Origin of the sequence: Actinomadura sp. SCN-SB (assembly GCF_043906805.1) — a bacterium.
In the GTDB taxonomy this organism is placed as follows: domain Bacteria; phylum Actinomycetota; class Actinomycetes; order Streptosporangiales; family Streptosporangiaceae; genus Spirillospora.
The window spans coordinates 13,693-32,407 of the sequence record NZ_JBIMPP010000034.1 but is presented as its reverse complement, the minus strand read 5'-3'; the positions used below and the strand labels follow the sequence as shown (position 1 = coordinate 32,407).

Sequence of the window (18,715 nt, the reverse complement as noted above, 5' to 3'; positions counted from 1 at the left end):
GATCGGGTCCCGTCAGGTTGGTCGCTCAGGCGGTGGGTGGGGAGTCGTGGCCCTCGGGTGAGAGCGCGAATTCCCGGGGCCACGACTCGTCCGGGTGGGGGCCGTACGGCGGGCGCTCCGGTTGTCGTACGGCCCCCTTGGGAGCCCGCGCTCCCTGGCTGCGCCTGACCCTTGGGCTGCGGGCTGGCACGGGTCGGGACGGCCCCGGCGCGCTGCGCGGATGAAGCGCCGGGGCCGAGCCCTTCACGAACCCGCAGGCCCTGGCCACCCCTGCCCAAGGCCCGCGAGCTGGTGCGGTGGGACGGCCCCGGCGGCTGCGCCAGAGTAGCGCCGGAACCGTCCCAGCTCCGCGGGTGAGCACGCCCCTCACGGGGTACAGCCCGGCAGGGCCAGGCGCGGGGCGTACCCACCGGTCAGGCGCCCGAGAACGCGCCGCGCAGAACCGTTGAACGGGCTGCGTGGTGTGCGGGCGACAGCACACCACACGCTCAACCCGTCCACCTGGGGTGCGTGGCCGGGACCGTCCGGGAAGGCGGCGCTGTCCAACCACGTCATGACGTCGAAGATCCCGGGCCGGACCAGCCGCATGCCGGGTGGGAAAAGCGCCGCGACTTCGGCGGGACCCCGCAAACACGGGACGGCGGCACCGTGGTCGGCGGCCAGGGACGGCAACAGCCGGGCCGTCGCGCGGTCGCGAGCGCCCAGGTGCACGATCCCGACGGCGCTGCCGTCCACTGTGCGGGCTGTGATGCGGCGGATCGCCCTGGCGGCGGTGGTCTTATCGAGCAGGTCCAGCGAGGTCACAAACAGCACCGCGACCCGCTCGTGCAGATCCACGTGCTCGGCGGCGGCGTCCAGCAGCGCGTCGGCGTCGCCGGGCGCGGCGTGCACAGCGGGACGGGTCCCGGGCCCGCGGAACAGGGCCTGGGCGTACACCACCGCGAGCTTGTCGCGGTCGGCGTACACGGTGCGGGTCGCCGGGTTGGTGTTCCAGGCGATCTCGTGGATCTCCAGATCGTTGCAGGGCAGGTCGGTGCCGGCCACGATGATCTGCCCGATGCCCGAGCGGGCCAGGTAGTGGGCCAGAGCGCACCGGCCCAGCTGCCGACTCCACGCGACCCGGAGCATTCCCGGGATGTTCTCCCACAGCGCGCGGGCGAAATCGCGGTCCGCCGGGTAGGCGTCTTTGCTGAGGTCGAGCAGATACGGCCACACCCGCGGGTAGGACGGGATGCGCGGGTCGAAGCCATCGAAGCCCTGCGCAAGCTCAGGCTCGGCCGTGCGGGTGTCCGTGATCTCGGTCATGGCCGCTCCCCGAGGACTGCGACGCCGCACAGCACCATGTCGGCCATGGACGCCCGTTCGCTGATCCGGTCGGTCTCGGTGTCGGGGCCGGGGCGCCATTCGTCGGGTTCGACCAGGCCCGGAGGGATGAGGGACCAGCCGTCGAAGAGTGCTTTGACCTGTTCGGGGGTGCGCGGGTAGCCGCTGCCGACGCTGGCGCGGTAGTCGTCCATGACCGATTCGAGGCCGGTGAGGACGTGGCTGATGGCCAGGGCGCTGCCCGAGGCCAACGGCTGGCGCAGCACCGGCAGTGCGGTCGCGATCTCCTCATCGGTCAGGAAATGCAGGCTGGCGGCTGCCGTGACGCCGATCGGTTCGTCGAAGTTCAGCGTTTTGGCCGCCTCCTCGAGGATCGCGCCCAAGTTCCGCAGATCGGCGTCGACGTAGGTGGTCGTGCCCTCGGGGCTGCTGGTCAGCAGAGCGCGGGCGTGGACGAGCACCATGGGGTCGTTGTCCACGTACACCACCCGGCACGCGGGCGCGACCTCCTGGACGACCTCGTGCACGTTGGGGCGGGTGGGCAGCCCTGTCCCCAGGTCGAGGAACTGACGGATCTCCAGTTCGGCCGCCATCGTCCGGACTGCGCGCACCAGGACGCTTCGATTGGCCTGCGCTCCCGCGCGTAGCCGCGGCTCCTGCTTCAGGAGCCGGTCGGCCAGGGCCCGGTCCGCCGCGAAATTGTCCTTGCCGCCCAGGAGGCAGTCATAGACCCGGGCTTTATGCGGGACCGAGGGGTCAACGCCCAGCGGGACCGTTTCGGCACCTGCCGGGCCGAGCGGGACGTCGGCGGGATTGTCTGTGGTCATGGTGGGTGTCCGAAGGGGGTGAGGGTTCGGGGTTGCAACACCGGCCACAGGCGCGGGTGGGGCATCCCTGTGGCCAGTGACGTACTCGATCTCGTGGAGGGCGCCGGGAATGTCACCGGCGTGCGCCAGGAACCTTCGCGTGGCCCGCCACGCGAAGTACGGGCCCGTGACGGAGACGCCGCGGTGGCCGTCCGCCGAGGCGGCGGGGTCGATGAGGATCACCGCCACGGCGCGGGAGGGGTCGCCGCGCCCGCCGGGCGGGTGCAGCAGCACCTCTGCCCCGGGCGCCGCCTCATCGGTGGCGCATGTCCATCGCCACCCGCGGTCGCGCATCGCGTCCGCCAGCTCCTGCAACCATTTGCTGCGGAACCGCCTGCGGTCGCCCGCGTTGACCCGCTCAGCGGACGCGGGCCACACGACGGCCGGATCAGCAGTGCGGGTCCTTGGAGCACTTCGTTGTGCGGTCATGGGTGTCCCTGCAGAGCAGCGTGGTCTGGCGACGCGGTCAGGTCAGGTGCGGTGCTCGTTCGCGGGCTGCTGCGCCCGCATGACGTCTTCTTCGAGCCGGTGCAGCAGCGCGGCCAGTTCGTTCGCTGGCGGGAACCATGGCTGGTCCCCTGGCGGGCGGAGCCAGTACGGGTCCTCGCCCTCCATGGCGGTGCGGTCCGGTGCTGGGACGTTCAGGTGCTCCCCGGCGCCTTCGCAGACCATGCCACCGGCCGTTTCGAGGTCCCAGGTGTTGGCGGTGCCGGGGACTACGAGAACCGCGACTCGCCAGTAGCGGGGGTAGTTGATCAATGCGGCCTTCGGGAACCGGTCGGCGACGGCGCGTGCGCAGTATCCGGGTGCCTTGACGTAGTCGAAGGCGTCCCCGGTCGGCAGCAACGCGCACCCGGTGCTGCTCCACCACCGGGCGGCGTGTTGGCGCACGTGGTCTTCCACAGCCAGCCAGAGGCCGGCGGGGGGCAGGGCCGGGCCGGGCGTTGGGGATGTGGGCGGTGACCCGGTTCTGGACGGGGAAGGCATGATGTCCTCCACTTGGAGTTCAAGTGGTGGACATCGTCACGCTGCGGAAAGGTGTGTGCGGACACAAACTGTGCCCGCACACCCCCTTGACGCGGGAATTTCGGTCAGGTAGCGACGGTGCCTGTCATCCAGCGCGCGAACTCGGCAGCGGGGCCGTGTTCGCCGCGTTCAGCTCGTGCCAGCACGCTCGCGGTGCTGCGTGCTGTCGGGTGGAACCTGGTGTGAGCAGGTGCGATCTCGGCGGACTTTTTCAGGCTGATCAGCGCACCGGTGCGGTCGTTCACTTGGGTTTGCGCGGCTGCCAGGTCGATGAAATGGTGCGAACGGCGCTCGCCCGGAAGGGTTTCGGGCGGGGAGAAACTGTCGGAGACTCGGACGGCGGAGGCCGGGTCGCTGAGGTCGAGCATCGCGTGGACTTCGTGGATCTTGATGTTGGAGGGCCCGAACGCGGTTTCGTAGGTCAGCAGGTCGACGTTGCCGCATTGGGCGGCGATCTCCTCGGCTTCCTCCAGCGCCCGGATCGTGGCGTCGATCCGGCCGCGGCGGGCCTCGGCCGCTGCGCGTTTGAGGACGATGGCGCCCAGGAGCCCGCGGGAGTCGTTGTCCCACCGGTCGGTGATGCTCCGGGTCTGCGTCTCCAGCCTGATCATCAGGTTGTTGGCGGGCCCCCACAAGCCCTGCCGCATCAGGGCGCCCAGGAACAGGTATCCGGCGACGACGTCCATGTAGGGGTCGCCGGACTGGGTTGCGGCCCAGCGGACCCGTTCGATCGCGGTCATGGACAGGTCCTGGTGGCCGAGCTTGTGCGCGAGGGAATTGGCGGCGCGGTAGCCGCGTGCGAGCCACCAGAACGCCTTTTCGCGTTCCTCACCTTCTGGTGCGGCGAGCGCGAAATGCGACAGCTCGGTCAGCAGTTGCGGCAGCAGCGGCGCGTACTTCACGTACTGCCCGTCCTGCCGCAGCTTGGAGACCGTCTCGGCCTCAGACAGCAGCACCGGCAAGGGGCGCGGCGCAGCATCCAGATCGTCCGGGTTGTCGTAGGTCCACAGCACCCGCCGGAGATCGGGGATCCACGCCTGCACCATCTCTTCGCGTTCGGCGCCGTTGTAGTAAGGCTGCCCAGTGATCCGGTCGGTGCCGACACGCAGTGCCCTGGCGATCGCGATCACGTGATGCTGCGCCGGAACGCGGTCCCCGCTTTCGAACTTCTTCAGGTAGCTCTCTGAGATGTTGGCGGCGTCGGCCAGCTGCTTCTGGCTCATCCTGCGGGTCTTGCGGAGGTCTTTGATGTGATCGCCGACGGTGTTGCCGCTGGCCATGGGCCACTCCTTAGGGGGATGTACGGGGCGCAGCAGCTCCAGAGTAAGCAGTGGCTCGACCGTTCGCGCAAGGTGGTCGCGCGCTGAGTCTGTGCGCGCCCTTCCCCCTGCGAAGCAAGGCGCATAGGAAAGGGACATCCGGGCGCTGCCCGGACGCCCAACGCCCGCCAGCGATACACCAGCAGGCACCGCGGCGGTCCCACGGGATGCTCCGCCCTTGGTGCACCGGCTGGCCGCGCGGCTGCACGCCGCGACCGGGGCCGCCCCCGAGGTCGATCGCCCCAGGGACAGCTACTGGCGCCTGGCCCTGTCCAACGAGCGTGCCGCGCTGAGGGCTGACATAGGACCCGACGGCAGAGGCCGCCCCACCGGCCTCAAGATCACTGCGGTGGTCAACGGGCGACGGTGGCCGCCTGTCAATAATCTCTACGCGGTCGTGGCGGCCTATCACCCGCTCGATGACGAGAAGACCTTTTCCCGGCAGGCCCCGGCCCCGCTGCCGCCCGTACGGGATCCCGAGCAAGCACCCTCAGCGGTCCGAGGGGCCTACACCGGTTCCGCCCGTCGCCTCCCGGACGAGGTCGAGATCGCCCTCGGCTATGCCGAGGAGGTCGGCTGGGTCCTTGGCATGAGCCGTGGTCAGCGGCATCTGCGTTTGTACTACGCGCCGACGCCGACCGGCGGATGGGCCCTGGACCCGCTGTACCCCGCCCAGGTGATCATCGACGGCCGGGACCATTCGGTCGCCACCGCCGGGAAGCTGACGAAGGCGGCCAACCTGTTCAAGAACGGTCGGCACCGGCTTCGGGATCGGCGGTCAGAGGCACGGCGGGAGCAGCCCGGACGACCTCAACGCAGGTCCGCGACGCCACCGTCCTGCGGATCTAACCGGCCCTGGGAAGATCGCCCGGCCCGGCACCGCGCCCCGACCGAGCGCCGCGGCGCGCCGCGTTTCGACCCTCGCTGGTGGACGGTTCGCCGGATCGCCTGGCTGATGCGACCCGGGCGCGCGGCCCTCAAGCAGCTGTGTCATCAGCCCTCACCGCCGAGCCCCTAATCAGTCCGAACTGTCCGCACTGACCCTTTGAGGACACCTGTTGACCGACCCGTTCGATTCGACAGAGAAGGCCGCTGAGGCCGTCGGCGAGCATGCCGATCGCCTGCGCCGACCGCACCAGCGCTGGATCCGCCAGAACCGACTCCTGCGGCACGACAGGTCAGCATCGCGCTGGCTCGTCGATGCCCGTCGGCGACTGTCTCAGCGGAGTGATGGGTGATGGCCGCGTTCACTTTGCAAGTCGCGTGCTGGAATTTCGAGGACTTCGGCTGGGACATGAGTTCCCGGAGCCATGCCCGGCTTCCGCTGTTCGGTGAGGTGATCGCCGAGGCGTGCCCGGATGTGGATGTGCTGATGGTCCAGGAGGCGCGCCAAGGCGGCTACGGGGGCGGCGAGTTGGTGTTCGCGGCCGAGGAGAGGCTGCGCGGATTGACCAATGATCGTGGGTTCCTGCGCGCGTACTATTTCCCGCCGGTGACCGGGCAGAGCCTGCTGGGGCAGGTGATCTTCCTGTGCGATCCGCTGTTGCGCGCCCAGCGTCAATACGTGCACGGGGCCCCGGATGTCTACCACGACCAGGAAGGGTTCCTGCACGCCCGGCTGGGCGACACCGGCCATGTAGTGAAGATCAAGTCGCTGCATTGGCCGCACTGGTCGGGGGACCAGCGCCTGGACGCGGCGCTGAAGCTGACCGGCCATGCCGCCCCCGGAGCGTTGACGATTCTGGCCGGGGACTGCAACTCGCTGTGGCCAAACTGCCGCGGCCACCGAGAGTTCGAGCCCAAATGGCGTGTGCGGCCCCCGCACAAGCGGTTCCACAAGACCCTGCCACCGGGACTGTCCCCCGGCCTGAGCCCGCTGCGCCCCGCCGATGTCGTCCGCCGCCTCTGTCATTGGCTGTTGCGGCGCGATCCGCGATTTCGCAGCCTGAGCGCCGATCGGCGTGCGCTGAGGGTGCTGGCCGAGGCGGGGTTCCGCAGCGCCGGGTGCGTGGCCAGCGACATGACGCCCACCGTCAACGCTCACATCGACGATGGCCAGGGCGGCCGGATCGATCACCTCATCGTCTCGCCCGCGCTGCACGTGGTGCCCGGCTCCTACAGGGTGCACGTCTCCGAACGAGGGAACCGGGCCAGCGATCACCGACTCGTCCACGCCGAAGTCCGCATCCCGCTGCCGTGCCCCCTGATCAACGCACCCCACAACCCGGACAGACCCGCCACCACCACCCACATCACCGACCATGGAAAAGCCCCCGTTGGAGAACTTCTTCGCCGGCGTTGAGCATCGCTGGCCCGCGGGAGAAGAGCGCTACCACTGGCACGCGCTGCTCCCGGCGGAGGTGCTGAACGAACGGCTGTACGCCCCTACCGGGGCCTGACACACCGCGATGGCCTGGTGCCGGTGCAGCCGAGCTGGTACCACATGACCATCCAGCACGGCGGATCGCTGCCCCCGACGCCACGACCGCGGTCACAACCCAGGAGATCACCCAGATCACCGAACGGGTGGCTGAGGCGTGCGCCCGCATCGCGCCCTTCGAGGTGCAGATTGACCGGCCCCAGGCTTGCAGGGCCGCCCTGGAGTGCTCAATCCCTGCGCGCCGGAGCGGCGACTGTGGCAGATCACGGCGGCGGCCACCGCTGTGGTCGTTGGTGACCGGGTGCCGGTGATCCCGCCGCTGTACTGGCCGCATCTAACGATCGCCTACGCCGTCGACCAAGTCGATCACGGGCCGCTGAAGGTGTGGCTCAGCGACTACGACCTAGATGCCGGGCAGGGGCCGCGGGTGGAGCGGATGGCCCTGGTCGCCCAGCGGCACGACCGCCCTAACCAACCGCCGGGAGATCACCTGGCGGCATCTGGCCGATGTCCCGCTCGGCAGATGCACCCTCTGATTGTCGTCGTCGACTTCAGGGAGGTTCAGGCGTACCGCGTCACCTGGCGCATGATGGGTCGCGTCCGCGCCCCCACGCCGCACCGACAGCGGCCGAGGTCGGCGACGGGGACGCCGTGATGGCCTTGGTCGAGGCAGCCACACGGTGTCGCCGCTGAGGCCCGCGGTCAGGGTGTCCGATGCTGTCGCTGCGCGTGAAGGCGCATGGTGAGGTCGTCGTGGGGCTGGTGGGCTAGATCGGCCAGCAACCCGCGGGTCGATGACAGCAGCTCATCTGTGTTCCCGCACGCTCCCGGTACGGGAAACGGTGCACCGGGTGGCGTCCCGGACGCGCGGCCACGTCGGTGCTGTTTGCCCCTAACGCCCGAGGAATCCGATGCGGCTAGTGCTGGCTGCTCGGTGGTTGAGGGGCTCTGTCCGTCCTGGTTGGGGGTGCGTTCTCTGGTTGGTGGTGGGGTGGTCGGGGTGGTTGGTGTAGCAGGGTGGTCAGGAGTTGGTGGGTTTGTTCGTCGGGGTCGAGGTCGATTTCGGCGAGGCGGTTGGTGAGGAGTTGGTGGGTGCGGCGTACGGCGTCGGGGTGGCCGAGGCGGGCTTGTAGGCGCATGAGGGAGCGGTAGAGGGGTTCGGAGTAGGGGTCGTGGTGGAGGGCTTGTTCGAGGACGGCCACGGCTTGGTCGGGGTGTTCTTGTTGTGTGAGGCGGGCGAGGTGGACGAGGGCGTCGGTGGCGGTGCGGCGAAGGTTTTCGCGGTGGGTTTCGGCCCATTCGTAGGTGAGGTCGTTGGTGAGTTCTGCGGTGTACAGCTCGGGCACCTGTTGCAGGGCGTGGAGGCGGTCGGTGTCGGTGGTGGCGTGGTGGGCTTGGTCGAGGGCGTGCAGGAGCGTCCATAGGTCGACCTCGATGAGGTGGGGGTCGAGGCGGTAGCGGCCGCCGGCGTGGATGACGAACATGGGTTCGCGGAGCCCGGTGAGGTTCCGCAGGTTTTTGCGGATGTTGTTGATGGAGGTGTGGAACAGCGGCGTTCCTGCTTCGAGGTCGCGGTTGGGCCATAGCGCGTCGATGCCTTGTTCGCGGGTGATGCCGTCGGGGTGGAGGGCGAGGTAGACCAGCAGGTCGCGGGCGCTGCGCCGCAGGCCGGTGGTGATGGGTGCTTGGGCTGCCTCGAGGCGGATCGGGCCGAGGAGGTGCAGCTGAACCGGTCGCTGCTGGCTCTGATCGGCCGGTCTGGGTGGGTGCGGCGGCGCCTTCACGGCGGCATCGTTGTCGGCTGCATCGTTGTTGGCTGCATCGTTGTCGGGGGCGTGCGGTGCGGGTGCGCCCTGCCGGTCGGTGGTGCCGGTGTCTGGGCGTTCGGCAGCTCCAGCTTGGGCGGGGGCTGGGGGGTCGGGGGCGCCGTGGGCGGTGCGGATGGTGGCCAGCATCTGTGCGGCTTCGGCGGTGCCGAGGTGAAATAGGCGGGTTCCGGCCAGGGTGTCGGCGTCGGGGCCGTCGGCGCGGGTGATGGTGGCGTCGGGGGCGATGCGCAGGGTGGTTCCGGCGGGCCATTCGCCGAGGAGGAGTCCGCCGACGCAGTAGGGGCGGCCGAGTTGGAGGATGGCCTGGAGCGCGGGGGCCGTTTGCTGGGGCACCGAGGCGATGATCACGATGGCGGGCAGTGGTTCGCCTGGCTCGGTGGTGCGCAGGCTGGGCACGTCGGGGTCGTCGGTGGTTTGCATGAGCCGGGCGCGGTGGACGAACTCGGCTTCCAGATGGACGATGGCTGCCTTCAGTGAGGGTGTGATGACCAGTCCCGGTGCGGCGTCGGCGAGCTGGTCCACGTCGGTGTCGGCGAACAGGGTGTGGGCGTCGGGTTGGGGGATGACGAGTTCGACCCGGTAGCGGTGGGATCTGGCCAGCAGTTCGGTGGCGATGGCGCGGGCTACGTCGGGTGCGCCGGGTCCGTCCAGGCCCAGGCTGAGTCCGGCCAGCGGCAGGGTGAGGTTTTGGTCGTTGCGGACGCCGATGGTGATGTGGGTGGGGGTGGGGGTGGTGAGGTCGGCGGCGACCAGGTCGGCGTCTGAAGGGATCGGTTCGCCGCGGTCGGCGTAGGTGTCTAGGTGGGCTTTGCGGGCGGTGGCCACCGCCGGTGGCGGGGGCGGCTCGGGTTGGGCGGGGCGGGGCCACTGTTGCGTGTGGGGGCGGCGCCGGCGGCGGTGCAGACGGGTGGCGGCCAGCGCGAGGCTGACCGCGGCGGCCAGGCCGAGACCGATGTAGGCGCCGGTGGGCAGCGTCACCGCGAACGGCTCGTTGCGATCACCGGGCGCCTGCGGCGCGGTCGAGGTCGGCGCCGCGGAGGGTGTTGGGGGCGTGTGCGTCGGTTGGCGTGTCGGTGGGGCCGTGGCCGGGCCTGTCGGGGACGGTGCGGCGCCGCTGGGGGCGGGCTGGGATGTGGAGCCGGGCGTGCCGGTCTGCGGCGGCGACGGCGCCGGTGTCGGCTCGGTGGGCCGCGGTGTGGGCCGCGGCGTGGTGGGGGCGGGGGTCGCTGTGGAGGAGGGCGGGCCTTCTCGCTCTGGTGGGCGGGGCTGCTCTGGAGGCGCCGATGGAGGTTCAGTGGGTGAGGGGGATCGCTCGGGGCCCTTGGTGGGGTGCGGGATCTTGACGCGCTGTCCTGGATAGATCTCGTCGGGGTCACTCAGGCCAGGGAGGCCGTCGGGTTGCTTGAGGTCCTTGCTGGCCTTGAAGATTTTCGGGTAGTGGGTGCCGGAGCCGTAGTGGCGGCGGGCGATGCCCCACATGGTGTCGCCGCGTTTGATGAGGCGGATATGCCAGGGACGACGTTCTGGCCGATGCGCCGCGCCGCTGGTGGCGGGGGCTGATGTGTCGTGAGAGGTGGGCGCGGCGGCCTTGGCGGTGGTGGAGGCGGTCGCCGGGGTGGAAAGCGCCGGGTCGGCGGTGGCGGTCTGATGGGTGATGGGGGCGGCGGCCGGGCTGGTGATGGGGGCCGCGGTGCTGAAGGTGAGAGCGGCCATGGCGACCAGATCGCGGGCCAGGTGCTGCATCGGCCGGATCGGCCCGGGCAGCCGCGGGGTGGGACGACCGGCCAGATAACCGGCGGCCTCGGTGAGGGTGGTGGCCACGAACAGGCACCAGGCCGCCCAGCCGATGATCCGCACCGCGCCCAGGAACAGGGTGTTGTCGGTGTCGGGCTGGGTGAGCGCCGTGGTGACCTGCGACCAGGTCGGGAGTGTGTGCGGAAGCGGAGAGCCACCAACCTGGTAGAGGGTGATCGGCACACCGGCCAGCAGCAGCGCCATGACGACGAGCGCGCCGAGGCCGCGCACGATCTCCATGGTCCGGCGAGGCAGTGAGCGTGCTGGGTGCGGGCTCATGGCTGATCGGGACCTTGGACACCGGAGATCAAATCGGCGACCGCGACGGCATCGGAGTGCACCGACGAAATCCCGATGAGGGACAGGAAGATCGTGGGCTTGGTGATCGTGACGCGCACGCGGATGCTGCGGGTGCCCACCGCCGTGACCGACCCGGCATAGCCGCTGGTCCGCAGGTAGTTCTCGGCGGCGCGCAGGGCAGCAGGGCGGTCGACGACGAAGGTGCCGCTGCGGTAGGCACGGTCGCGGTTGACCTGGCCGGCGCCGGCCCGTGCGGCCTCTTGGGCGGCGATGCTGGCGTCGTGGCGAGCCTCCAGCTTGCGTTCAAAGTCAACGATGGCGCCGAAGAACACCACCACGACCAGGGTGATGATGGCGGTGAAGATGCTGAGCCCGCCCCGGTCGCGATCAGGCCGCCTGCGCAGCGCCGCTGCTTTCGCCCGTGGATGGAACATGGTTGATCACCGGCCTCGGTGCGGATCAATGGGCGATCGGTGGACCTTGGTGACCGTGCGCGAGCCGGGCATGCCCGCGACAGCAACGTCGGCCAGCTCGATCGTGCAGGTCACGTGGGCGGTCACGGTGGCGCTCTGGCCGACCGGGCGGTCAAAGCCGGACAGTTCGAGTGTCACCCGCGGGCCGCAATGCAGCCCTTTGCGGCGCAAGGTGGCCAGCGCGCTGGTGGTCGCGGCAGCGTGAGCCTGGCTAGAGGTGCGGGCGATGGAGGCTTGGCGGGCCGCGTCGGCGGCGGCTTGGCTGACGGCCGCACTGCCGTGCTGGATGCGCATCCCGACCAGCAACGCTGCAAGGAAGAGGATGAACAACGGCGCCAGGATGGCTCCTTCCACAACGGCGTTCCCCGCGTCCCTGGCAGCACAGGAGCGGCCGCCCCTGGCTGATCGGAGGGCTGATCGGAGCCTGTTGCCGATCATGGCTGTTGCGGTGTGGTAAAGCGTTCCCGCGCGCCTCGGGCGGACTCGGAAACGTCCAGATGCACGCCCGGCAAGATCGAGGGGGCCCGCCCGCGGACCTGCACGGTGATGGTGGTGGTGCCTGAGACGGTGATGGCCGGTGAGCCCAGGACCGGTTCTCGGCGGGCGAAGCGGATGGCGGCGTTCTGGCCTTGGGCGGGGGTGCCGTCGTGGGCGCGGGCGACGCGCAGTCCTTCTTCGGCGGAGGACAGCGCGACCTCGCGGGCGGCGGCCACCATGACCGCCTGGGCCAGCGCGAGGAACAGCATGGCGATGGCGGGGAACACGATGGCGATCGAGATGGCGGCCGAGCCGGCGTCTGTGCGGCGTGGGCAGGGCGTGGCGGCGGTGGGATTCACGGCTGACCGGAGGCTCCGGGGATCTTGTTGATCCAGCCCTGGACTTTTCCGGAGACCGCGAGGTAGATGGTGAAGGCCAGCCCGGCGAACCCCGCCACGATGATGATCGTCTCCACCACGTTCGAGCCACGGTCGCGATCGGGAGCGCTGCGCCAGCGCTCGACGGCCAGCTGAAGGTGGGCTGTCAGGTGGGCCAGGAGACAGGCCATCGGGATCGCGAGGGAAAGCGGTGAAAACCGGCGGAGATGTTTCATTGTTGCCTCCTTCGTGGGTCTTCGCGGAGTGCGGTGTGGGGTTAGCCGGATCCCAGGAGCCGGGAGAAGAACGGGAAGCCGACCAGGATCACAAAGCCGAGCATCAGCAGGGAGGTGGGCACCCACATGGTGGTGGTGCGGGTGTTGGCCTCGGATCGGGCCGAGGCGGAGGCCTCGTGCCGCATGGCGGCGATCTTGGCGACCAGGACGTCGTGCATCTTGGCGCCTTCGCCGCCGGCGATCTGGGCGGTGTGGGCCAGGTCGACCAGGTCGTGGACGCCGATGTCCTCACCGAGCCGGGCCAGGGCCCGCCAGGGTTGTTGCTGGCCGCGGCGGGCGCGGGCCAGCGCGTGGTGGATGCGGCGGAACGGCCAGCCTTCGGCGACCTTGGCCGGTTCCTCCAGGGCGGCGTTGAGCGCGGCGCCGGCTTCGCGTTCCAGCACCACCAGCTGCAGATAGGCCGAGAAGGCATACCGGAAGTCCTTGCGGCGCTGGCGCGCTTGGGACCGCACGCTCAGCTCGGGGGTGAACGACAGTGCCACGGCCAGCACCAGGCTGATCAGCACGGGAACCGTCCACGGCACCGAAGCTCCCACCAGCGCCGAGAGGCTGAAGAACACCGAGGGAATGACCAGACCGGCCAGGAACAAGGTGAGCTTGTCCAGCATGAACCGCTCGACGGTGCGGTCCAGCAGCGCCAGATCGGTGCGTGGGATCGCCAGGATCCCAGCGGGGCGGGCCAGCCGGTCGGCCAGCCAGGCCCCGACCCGGTCGCTGCGGCCTGTCGCGCTCGTGGGGGCGGGGGGTGGCAGGGCGGTGGTCTGGATGCGGGCCAGGGCAAGGTCGAGGCGGGGTGGGGCCGGTCGCAGCTCGCGGGCGATCACGACCAGGCCGAGCGCGGCCAGCAGGCCGGCGATGGCGGCGAGTGCGATCATGATAGTCCTGTTCCTTGGCTGTCGGAGCTGGCGGTGAAGGCCGGGTCGGGTTTGTGGAGGAATCTGGTGCCGGTGGTCAGGACGGCCAGCCGCCGCATCCACCACAGCCCGGCGGTGTAGATCGCGGTCACCACGGCGAGCACGGCCTGGCCGAGCGGGGTGCCGTACGGGGCGGCCAGGGTGCGGGAGGAGATGAACAGCGCGCTCAGGCCTGCGACCGACAGCACGATCACCAGCAGGGTGGTGCGCAGGCTGGCGCGTTCAGCCTCGACCTCGCGGCGCACCAGAACTTCCTGTTCTACGGCGTCGGCCAGCAGGGCGAGGGCCTCGCGGGTGCCCGGCCCGCGGCGTTTGGCTGCCAGGACCAGGGCGGTGGCGATCAGGTCACCGATCGGGTCGTCCAGATCGGTGGCGAAGGCGCGCAGCGCGTGTTCGGTGTTGGCGCGGTTGTTGAGCCGGTCGGCCAGCACCCCGACCGGCCGTGCGATGGGGGTGGGGGCGATGCGGGCGCTGTCGGTCAGCGCCTGTTCCAGGCCGCGGCTGGCGCCCATCACCTCGGCCAGCCGCCGCGCCCATTGCGCCAGCGCCTCCAGCCGGGCGATGCGGCGATGAGGCTCGCGCCCGGACAACATCGGCGGCAGCGCATACACCGCGACGCCGGCGGCCAGGGCCGCGACCGGCCACCGGAGAATAAGCAGCACCAGCAGCGCGGTCCCCAGCGCCGCCGTCAGGCGATGGCGGCGCTCCGGCGCCGTCGCCGCGCGCACCCAGACACGCCAGCGGGCCGGTGGACGGCCCTCCCCGGCTTTTGTGGACGTGCCGACGATGCCGGTGACGAGGGCCAGGAGGGCGGCGGCGGCGCAGCCGCCCGCACACGCGGCCAACAGCACCATCAGGACCAACCCCGTGCGCTGGACCCCGGCGCGTCAAGCCCTCCGGCCGCCATCAGCGCGGGGTCGAACCCGGCCGTGGACAACTCCTGCATCAACTCGGCGCTGATATGCCCGCCCGCACCCGTGGCGCGCCCGTCGGGGCCGGGGACGAAGATGTGGTTGCGGGCGGGCTCGGCCGCATCGGCCGGGGGGCCGACCTCCAGCACGTGCGAGACGAACCGGGCATTGGTGCCCGGGTCGCGCTGCAGGTACACGATCAGCGGCTCGGCCAGCCCGAACATCAGGTGCAGGTCCTCGGGTTCCAGGCCGAGGCCGGCGCGGCGGCCCAGCTGGATGACCCGGTTGAACACGTGCTCGGGGCGGTGCACGTGCACGGTGGCCATCGAGCCGCGGGCCCCGGAGTACATCACCTCCAGCAGCGGGGCCAACTCGCCCTGGCGGGCCTCACCGACGATCACCCGGTCGGGGTTGAGGCGCAGGCTGGCCGGCACCAGGTCCTGCAGCCGGACCTGTCCGACGCCTTCGGAGTTGGCCTGGCGGGCTTCCAGGGCGACCACGTCGTGGTGGCGGTGCGCCAGCCGCGGGTCGTCCAGGAACAGCTCGAAGTCGCTTTCCAGGGTGATGATCCGCTCATCGGGGTCGATCTGGTTGGCCAGCGCCCGCACCAGGGTGGTCTTGCCGGTGTTGACCTCCCCGCACACGATGATGTTGCGGCGTGCCTTGATCGCGGCGCGCAGGAACTGCTCCAGCGGGTGGGTGAGCGTGCCCAGTCCGGTCAGCTGGTCCAGGGTGACATCGACCAGGCGGTGCACCCGGATCGCCAGATGGGGGCGGCGGGAGACCCAGTGCACCACCGCAAGGCGCACCCCGTCGGCCAGCGCCGCGTCCAGCAGCGGGTTGGCGTGGGAGAACTCCCGGCCGGTGTTCCCGCGGCGGGCCAGCAGCTGGATCCACTCCACCAGGTCCTCGTCGGTTTCGGTGACCGGCGGGCCGGGCTCTTTGACGCCGTTGGTGTAGGTGATCCAGGTCTGGGCGCAGCCGTTGACCACGATGTTCTCCACATCGGAGCGCTCCAGATACGGCTGCAGCAACCCCAGCCCGTACCGGTGGTCGAAGACCGCCCGCACCAGGTGCTGCTGGGCCTGCGCCGAGAGCAGCAGCGGCTCACCGCCCGCCGTTTGACCGGCCGTCATCTGCTCGTGCGCCCAGGTGCGTACCTGGTCGGCGATCAGGAGCCGGGCGTGCTGGCGGTCCACTTGATCGTCGAGCACGTCGATCAGTCGCTGGGAGATCTCCCGCACGGCCGCCCAGAACGCCGCCGGGTCCTGCTCACCATGCCCGGCCGGGCCGTCCGGGGCCGCGGTGTGCTGGCCGCCGGCTGGCGTGAACCCAGGCTGGCCATTGACGGCCGAGGAGACCGTGGTCCAGGGGTAGCGGCTCACTGGCCACCTCCCGCTGGCGCCACGGCCACCCCACCGCGGGCACCACCGCGGGCACCACCGCGGGCACCACCGCGGGCACCGCTGTGGAAGGCGCGTTCCTCGACGGTCTTGCGCATGCGGCGTCCCAGGCCGTCGATGCCGCGCACCAGCAGTGAGGTGCGGAAGGTCAACCGGGGCTCGGCGCCATCGGACAGCACCCGGGCATCGGCCGCAGCATGCGGGAGCTCACCCAGCACCGGCAGCCCGAACAACACCCGCTGCACGTCCGTGGTCTTGTAAGCGCCGTCGTCGACCACACACAGCGCCACCGGCACTTGGTGATCAAGTGCGCCGCGCAGGACCTCCAGCCGCGGCACGGCCGCGTCCACCTGGGACAGGGTGCGGTGCAGCACCATCACGATCAGATCCGCGGCGGCCAGCAACGGAAAGGGAGTGTCGGCGCCACCGACACGCCCCAGATCGGCGATGACATCCACCTCGGCCGCGGCGAAGGTCTCGGCCAGGGGCTGCCACAAGGCGGTCAGTTTGGGCAGGTGCCGCGGATCGCGGATCCCGTGCAGCAGCCTGGCGTGGCCGTCCTCGGCCAGGGGGATGGTGTAGTCGTTCAGGGTGGCGGCGGCCACGGTCGGGTCGGGCTGCACCACCATGGCCAGCCCGAGCAGGCCCGGCCCGGGCGGCTGAGCAAGCCGCTCGGCCATGAACCCCGGAAGCACCCGGCGGCCGGCCGGATCGCATTCGGCCAGCACCACCTCCCGTGGCCAGGTCAGCGCCAGGCCGAGTGCGGTCGTGGTCGCCCCGGGTGCTCCGCCGGGTGAGATCACGCAGTACAACGCCACGATTCAGCCTCCTCTCGCGGTCACGACCAGGGCGATCTGGCCGGTGGCGGCTTGCCGCGCCACCGCGCTGCTGTCGGCATCGGCCACCAGCAGCGACACCGTCATCACGCCGTCGGCATCGGGCCCGCCCACCTGATCCACACTCGCGAGCACATCCCGGGCCGGTGTGCTCTGCCCGGGGCCGCCCGCGGTGTTCTGCTCGGCGGGCGGCTGGCCTTGCGTACCGGTGGTGGCGCCGGTGGTGGCGACAATGCGTACCTGCCAGCCCGGGGCCAGGCCGCGCGGTAGCTGGCTGGGCTTGAGCGCCGCCGTGACCAGAGCGTGGCCGCGCTGCGGCGTCAGCTGGGTCGTGACTTGCGAGGCCGCCAGCAACGTGCCCTGGCGTAGATCCACCGCCGCGCGCTGGCCGACTACCTCTGGCAATTGGCGGCCGGGAATGGTCGAGGTCTGCGAATCCAGCGCTGCCAGGGCGGTGTTCAGATCCGCGCGGGTGATCTGTTGCCCGACCGGGACATCCCGCGCCATCCGGACCACCGACACCCGCTCGCTGGAGGTCCGGAACAGGTACACGTTGGCCAGTACGGCTACGGCCATTAACATCACCCCGGCGGCGATCCAGCCCGGCCGGCGTTGCCGGGCCAGCCGCGGAGCTGGCCGGCGGGCTTGCCCATCGCCCGCCCCGGGATGGGGATCGTGTGCCGTCTTGGGCGGGGTTTTGCTCAGCGGCGCCATGCGTGCCCCCTCTTATCCGTACTCATCCGTACAGGCCCTGTGCCTCGGCGATCCGCAGCGCAAAGCTGGTGGACCGGCTCAACGGCGGCAGGCTTCCCCCGCTGCCATCCGAGCCGACCCATGTGCCGCCCCATACCACCGTCACGGTGACGCGGTAGGCGCCGCGCGGCTGGGCGGCTGAGGACTGCGGATAGGTATAGGAGCAGTCCGACTGCTGCGAGGCCGCTGACCGAGCCGGGTCATAGGCCGTTCCCGGACCGGGGCAGGTGATCGACGGCAGTCCCGCGCCCGGATGAATCGTCATGCTGGTGGGCCGGGCGGTGACCTCGGCCCAGACCGCGCCGGCCTGGGCGCGGGCGGTACGAGCCGACCAGTTGGCGATCCAGAACCACTGCGGCAGGCCCACCAGGCCGTCGGTGCCACGAGGCGGCGCGGTCCGCACCTGCGGCAGCGGAATCGGCAACTGCTGCCAGCGCGTCGTCGCCAACTGCCCGGGTGTTACCGCAGGCGCAGAATCAGCATCGGCATCGGGCCTTTGAAGCATCTGGCATGCGACATCAAGCCAGTCGCCGAGCGCCGGCTGACATGTTTCCGGGGGCTGTTCGCCCGAGGTGTCCCCGCCGGCGGGGTCACCGGTAGCGCCGTCGCTGCCGCCGGTGTCTCCGCCGTTGCTGTTACTGCCCTGTTGACCGTCCTGGCGGGCGCCGAGGTGGTAACCGCCTGGGTCGGTAGAGGGAGGTATCGGTTCCTTGGGCGGGGCTGCGGCGGCTGAAGGAGCGAGCGTCAGGCCGCTGATGACCAGCCCGCCGACGGCGATGACGGCCACGTGCATCAGCATCCCTGGCCGAGCCCGATCACCTTGCTCACGCGCCATTTCCCGTCACCTTCCTTCACCAAGGACGCCTCGGTGTGATCTTCCTTCACCCCTCGGTTGACCTTCTTCCGGGTGGTGGCGTTCATCAGCCCGCTGTTGCTGGAGTCCTGGCAGTCGCGCAGCGTGGCGGTATTGCCTTTGGCGCGCACGTTGGTGATGTGCACGACAACCGATCCATAGAAAGTCAGGTTGTTGGCGTGCAGTTCCTCGACGCGCTGCAGCACCCGGGTGAGTTGGGGATCGACCATGTACGCAGACAGCTGTTGGCGACGGGTGCTGGCGGGCAGCCTGTCGGCGCGGCTCAGCAGCGCTGAATATTGCCGATAGGTCCCCTTGATCGCGTCCGCGTCAGAAGTGGCCGACGGTGACGCCTGTACGGGCGAGGATGGGGGCGCAGGAATCGTGCTGTTCTTGGTCGGCAATGTGACGTTGGAGTCCCCGCCGCACCCTGGTGCCATCACCAGCACGGCACAGGTGAGGCCGGCCAGGGCGCCGCGGCGAGGACGGAGCGTGCCTGCCGCCTGCTGCTGATGACCGGCTGGCGCCCACGTCCGGGTGATGGTTCGGTGTGCGGAGAGCCTGGGGGGACGGTTCGGCTGCATG

Annotated in this window: 18 protein-coding genes; 2 read left to right on the top strand and 16 right to left on the bottom strand. The window is 70.4% G+C overall.

Translation table 11 applies throughout. The features are described from left to right. Positions 1 to 366: 366 nt before the first annotated feature. The 4 genes from ACGWYJ_RS21890 to ACGWYJ_RS21875 all read right to left on the bottom strand — a co-directional run bounded on the left by ACGWYJ_RS21890 (position 367) and on the right by ACGWYJ_RS21875 (position 4,495). Positions 367 to 1,305, bottom strand: coding sequence for an SAM-dependent methyltransferase (locus ACGWYJ_RS21890; protein WP_395108103.1), 939 nt, complete (start codon positions 1,303 to 1,305; stop codon positions 367 to 369). Continuing rightward, entirely contained in the window at positions 1,302 to 2,618 is a 1,317-nt protein-coding gene (locus ACGWYJ_RS21885) for an SAM-dependent methyltransferase (protein ID WP_395108102.1), read from the bottom strand. The genes ACGWYJ_RS21890 and ACGWYJ_RS21885 overlap by 4 nt, the downstream gene beginning before the upstream one ends. A 42-nt stretch (positions 2,619 to 2,660) precedes the next feature. After that, positions 2,661 to 3,080: a hypothetical protein gene (locus tag ACGWYJ_RS21880; protein ID WP_395108101.1), complete on the bottom strand. Its 420-nt coding sequence runs from the start codon at positions 3,078 to 3,080 to the stop codon at positions 2,661 to 2,663. A gap of 200 nt (positions 3,081 to 3,280) precedes the next feature. After that, a complete protein-coding gene (locus tag ACGWYJ_RS21875) occupies positions 3,281 to 4,495 on the bottom strand; it encodes a helix-turn-helix domain-containing protein (RefSeq protein ID WP_395108100.1) in 1,215 nt (404 codons plus the stop codon). A 220-nt stretch (positions 4,496 to 4,715) separates the two neighbouring features. Here ACGWYJ_RS21875 and ACGWYJ_RS21870 point away from each other — a divergent pair, with 220 nt between their 5' ends. Then, complete coding sequence (locus ACGWYJ_RS21870) at positions 4,716 to 5,552, top strand: hypothetical protein (protein ID WP_395108099.1); 837 nt, start codon at positions 4,716 to 4,718, stop codon at positions 5,550 to 5,552. A gap of 219 nt (positions 5,553 to 5,771) precedes the next feature. Continuing rightward, positions 5,772 to 6,836 carry an endonuclease/exonuclease/phosphatase family protein gene (locus ACGWYJ_RS21865; RefSeq protein WP_395108097.1) on the top strand — a complete coding sequence of 355 codons (1,065 nt, stop codon included), beginning with the start codon at positions 5,772 to 5,774 and terminating at the stop codon, positions 6,834 to 6,836. A 995-nt stretch (positions 6,837 to 7,831) separates the two neighbouring features. On the opposite strand, the gene ACGWYJ_RS21860 is transcribed toward ACGWYJ_RS21865, so the two are convergent. From ACGWYJ_RS21860 to ACGWYJ_RS21805, 12 genes are all read right to left on the bottom strand, one after another. Next, on the bottom strand, positions 7,832 to 10,768 hold the full coding sequence (locus tag ACGWYJ_RS21860) for a BTAD domain-containing putative transcriptional regulator (protein WP_395108096.1): 2,937 nt from the start codon (positions 10,766 to 10,768) through the stop codon (positions 7,832 to 7,834). Positions 10,769 to 10,812: 44 nt separating this feature from the next. After that, entirely contained in the window at positions 10,813 to 11,271 is a 459-nt protein-coding gene (locus ACGWYJ_RS21855; protein WP_395108095.1) for a pilus assembly protein TadG-related protein, read from the bottom strand. Between the two features lie 6 nt (positions 11,272 to 11,277). Continuing rightward, the gene (locus ACGWYJ_RS21850; protein WP_395108094.1) at positions 11,278 to 11,640 is read right to left on the bottom strand and encodes a hypothetical protein; all 363 of its coding nucleotides are present in this window, start codon (positions 11,638 to 11,640) and stop codon (positions 11,278 to 11,280) included. A gap of 104 nt (positions 11,641 to 11,744) precedes the next feature. Continuing rightward, positions 11,745 to 12,146 (bottom strand): hypothetical protein, encoded by a 402-nt coding sequence (locus tag ACGWYJ_RS21845; RefSeq protein ID WP_395108093.1) that lies wholly within the window; start codon positions 12,144 to 12,146, stop codon positions 11,745 to 11,747. Further along, complete coding sequence (locus ACGWYJ_RS21840; protein WP_395108091.1) at positions 12,143 to 12,355, bottom strand: hypothetical protein; 213 nt, start codon at positions 12,353 to 12,355, stop codon at positions 12,143 to 12,145. Before ACGWYJ_RS21840 ends, ACGWYJ_RS21845 begins: the two co-directional genes overlap by 4 nt. Before the next feature lie 86 nt (positions 12,356 to 12,441). Beyond that, complete coding sequence (locus tag ACGWYJ_RS21835; RefSeq protein WP_395108090.1) at positions 12,442 to 13,335, bottom strand: type II secretion system F family protein; 894 nt, start codon at positions 13,333 to 13,335, stop codon at positions 12,442 to 12,444. Beyond that, positions 13,332 to 14,228 carry a type II secretion system F family protein gene (locus ACGWYJ_RS21830; RefSeq protein ID WP_395108089.1) on the bottom strand — a complete coding sequence of 299 codons (897 nt, stop codon included), beginning with the start codon at positions 14,226 to 14,228 and terminating at the stop codon, positions 13,332 to 13,334. Before ACGWYJ_RS21830 ends, ACGWYJ_RS21835 begins: the two co-directional genes overlap by 4 nt. After that, the gene (locus tag ACGWYJ_RS21825) at positions 14,228 to 15,670 is read right to left on the bottom strand and encodes a CpaF family protein (RefSeq protein WP_395108088.1); all 1,443 of its coding nucleotides are present in this window, start codon (positions 15,668 to 15,670) and stop codon (positions 14,228 to 14,230) included. Before ACGWYJ_RS21825 ends, ACGWYJ_RS21830 begins: the two co-directional genes overlap by 1 nt. Then, positions 15,667 to 16,506 carry a hypothetical protein gene (locus ACGWYJ_RS21820; protein ID WP_395108087.1) on the bottom strand — a complete coding sequence of 280 codons (840 nt, stop codon included), beginning with the start codon at positions 16,504 to 16,506 and terminating at the stop codon, positions 15,667 to 15,669. The genes ACGWYJ_RS21825 and ACGWYJ_RS21820 overlap by 4 nt, the downstream gene beginning before the upstream one ends. A gap of 3 nt (positions 16,507 to 16,509) precedes the next feature. Next, positions 16,510 to 17,238 carry an SAF domain-containing protein gene (locus ACGWYJ_RS21815; protein ID WP_395108086.1) on the bottom strand — a complete coding sequence of 243 codons (729 nt, stop codon included), beginning with the start codon at positions 17,236 to 17,238 and terminating at the stop codon, positions 16,510 to 16,512. Positions 17,239 to 17,260: 22 nt separating this feature from the next. Next, a complete protein-coding gene (locus ACGWYJ_RS21810) occupies positions 17,261 to 18,064 on the bottom strand; it encodes a hypothetical protein (RefSeq protein WP_395108085.1) in 804 nt (267 codons plus the stop codon). Between the two features lie 5 nt (positions 18,065 to 18,069). Next, a complete protein-coding gene (locus ACGWYJ_RS21805; RefSeq protein ID WP_395108084.1) occupies positions 18,070 to 18,714 on the bottom strand; it encodes a hypothetical protein in 645 nt (214 codons plus the stop codon). Between the last annotated feature and the right edge of the window lies 1 nt (position 18,715).

What these genes read in the sequence shown, in the direction of transcription:
- ACGWYJ_RS21890 (WP_395108103.1), bottom strand. Translation starts at nt 1,305, where the DNA reads ATGACCGAGATCACGGACACCCGCACGGCCGAGCCTGAGCTTGCGCAG.
- ACGWYJ_RS21885 (WP_395108102.1), bottom strand. Translation starts at nt 2,618, where the DNA reads ATGACCGCACAACGAAGTGCTCCAAGGACCCGCACTGCTGATCCGGCC.
- ACGWYJ_RS21875 (WP_395108100.1), bottom strand. Translation starts at nt 4,495, where the DNA reads ATGGCCAGCGGCAACACCGTCGGCGATCACATCAAAGACCTCCGCAAG.
- ACGWYJ_RS21865 (WP_395108097.1), top strand. Translation starts at nt 5,772, where the DNA reads ATGGCCGCGTTCACTTTGCAAGTCGCGTGCTGGAATTTCGAGGACTTC.
- ACGWYJ_RS21855 (WP_395108095.1), bottom strand. Translation starts at nt 11,271, where the DNA reads ATGTTCCATCCACGGGCGAAAGCAGCGGCGCTGCGCAGGCGGCCTGAT.
- ACGWYJ_RS21840 (WP_395108091.1), bottom strand. Translation starts at nt 12,355, where the DNA reads ATGGCCTGTCTCCTGGCCCACCTGACAGCCCACCTTCAGCTGGCCGTC.
- ACGWYJ_RS21835 (WP_395108090.1), bottom strand. Translation starts at nt 13,335, where the DNA reads ATGATCGCACTCGCCGCCATCGCCGGCCTGCTGGCCGCGCTCGGCCTG.
- ACGWYJ_RS21830 (WP_395108089.1), bottom strand. Translation starts at nt 14,228, where the DNA reads ATGGTGCTGTTGGCCGCGTGTGCGGGCGGCTGCGCCGCCGCCGCCCTC.
- ACGWYJ_RS21815 (WP_395108086.1), bottom strand. Translation starts at nt 17,238, where the DNA reads ATGGCGCCGCTGAGCAAAACCCCGCCCAAGACGGCACACGATCCCCAT.
- ACGWYJ_RS21805 (WP_395108084.1), bottom strand. Translation starts at nt 18,714, where the DNA reads ATGCAGCCGAACCGTCCCCCCAGGCTCTCCGCACACCGAACCATCACC.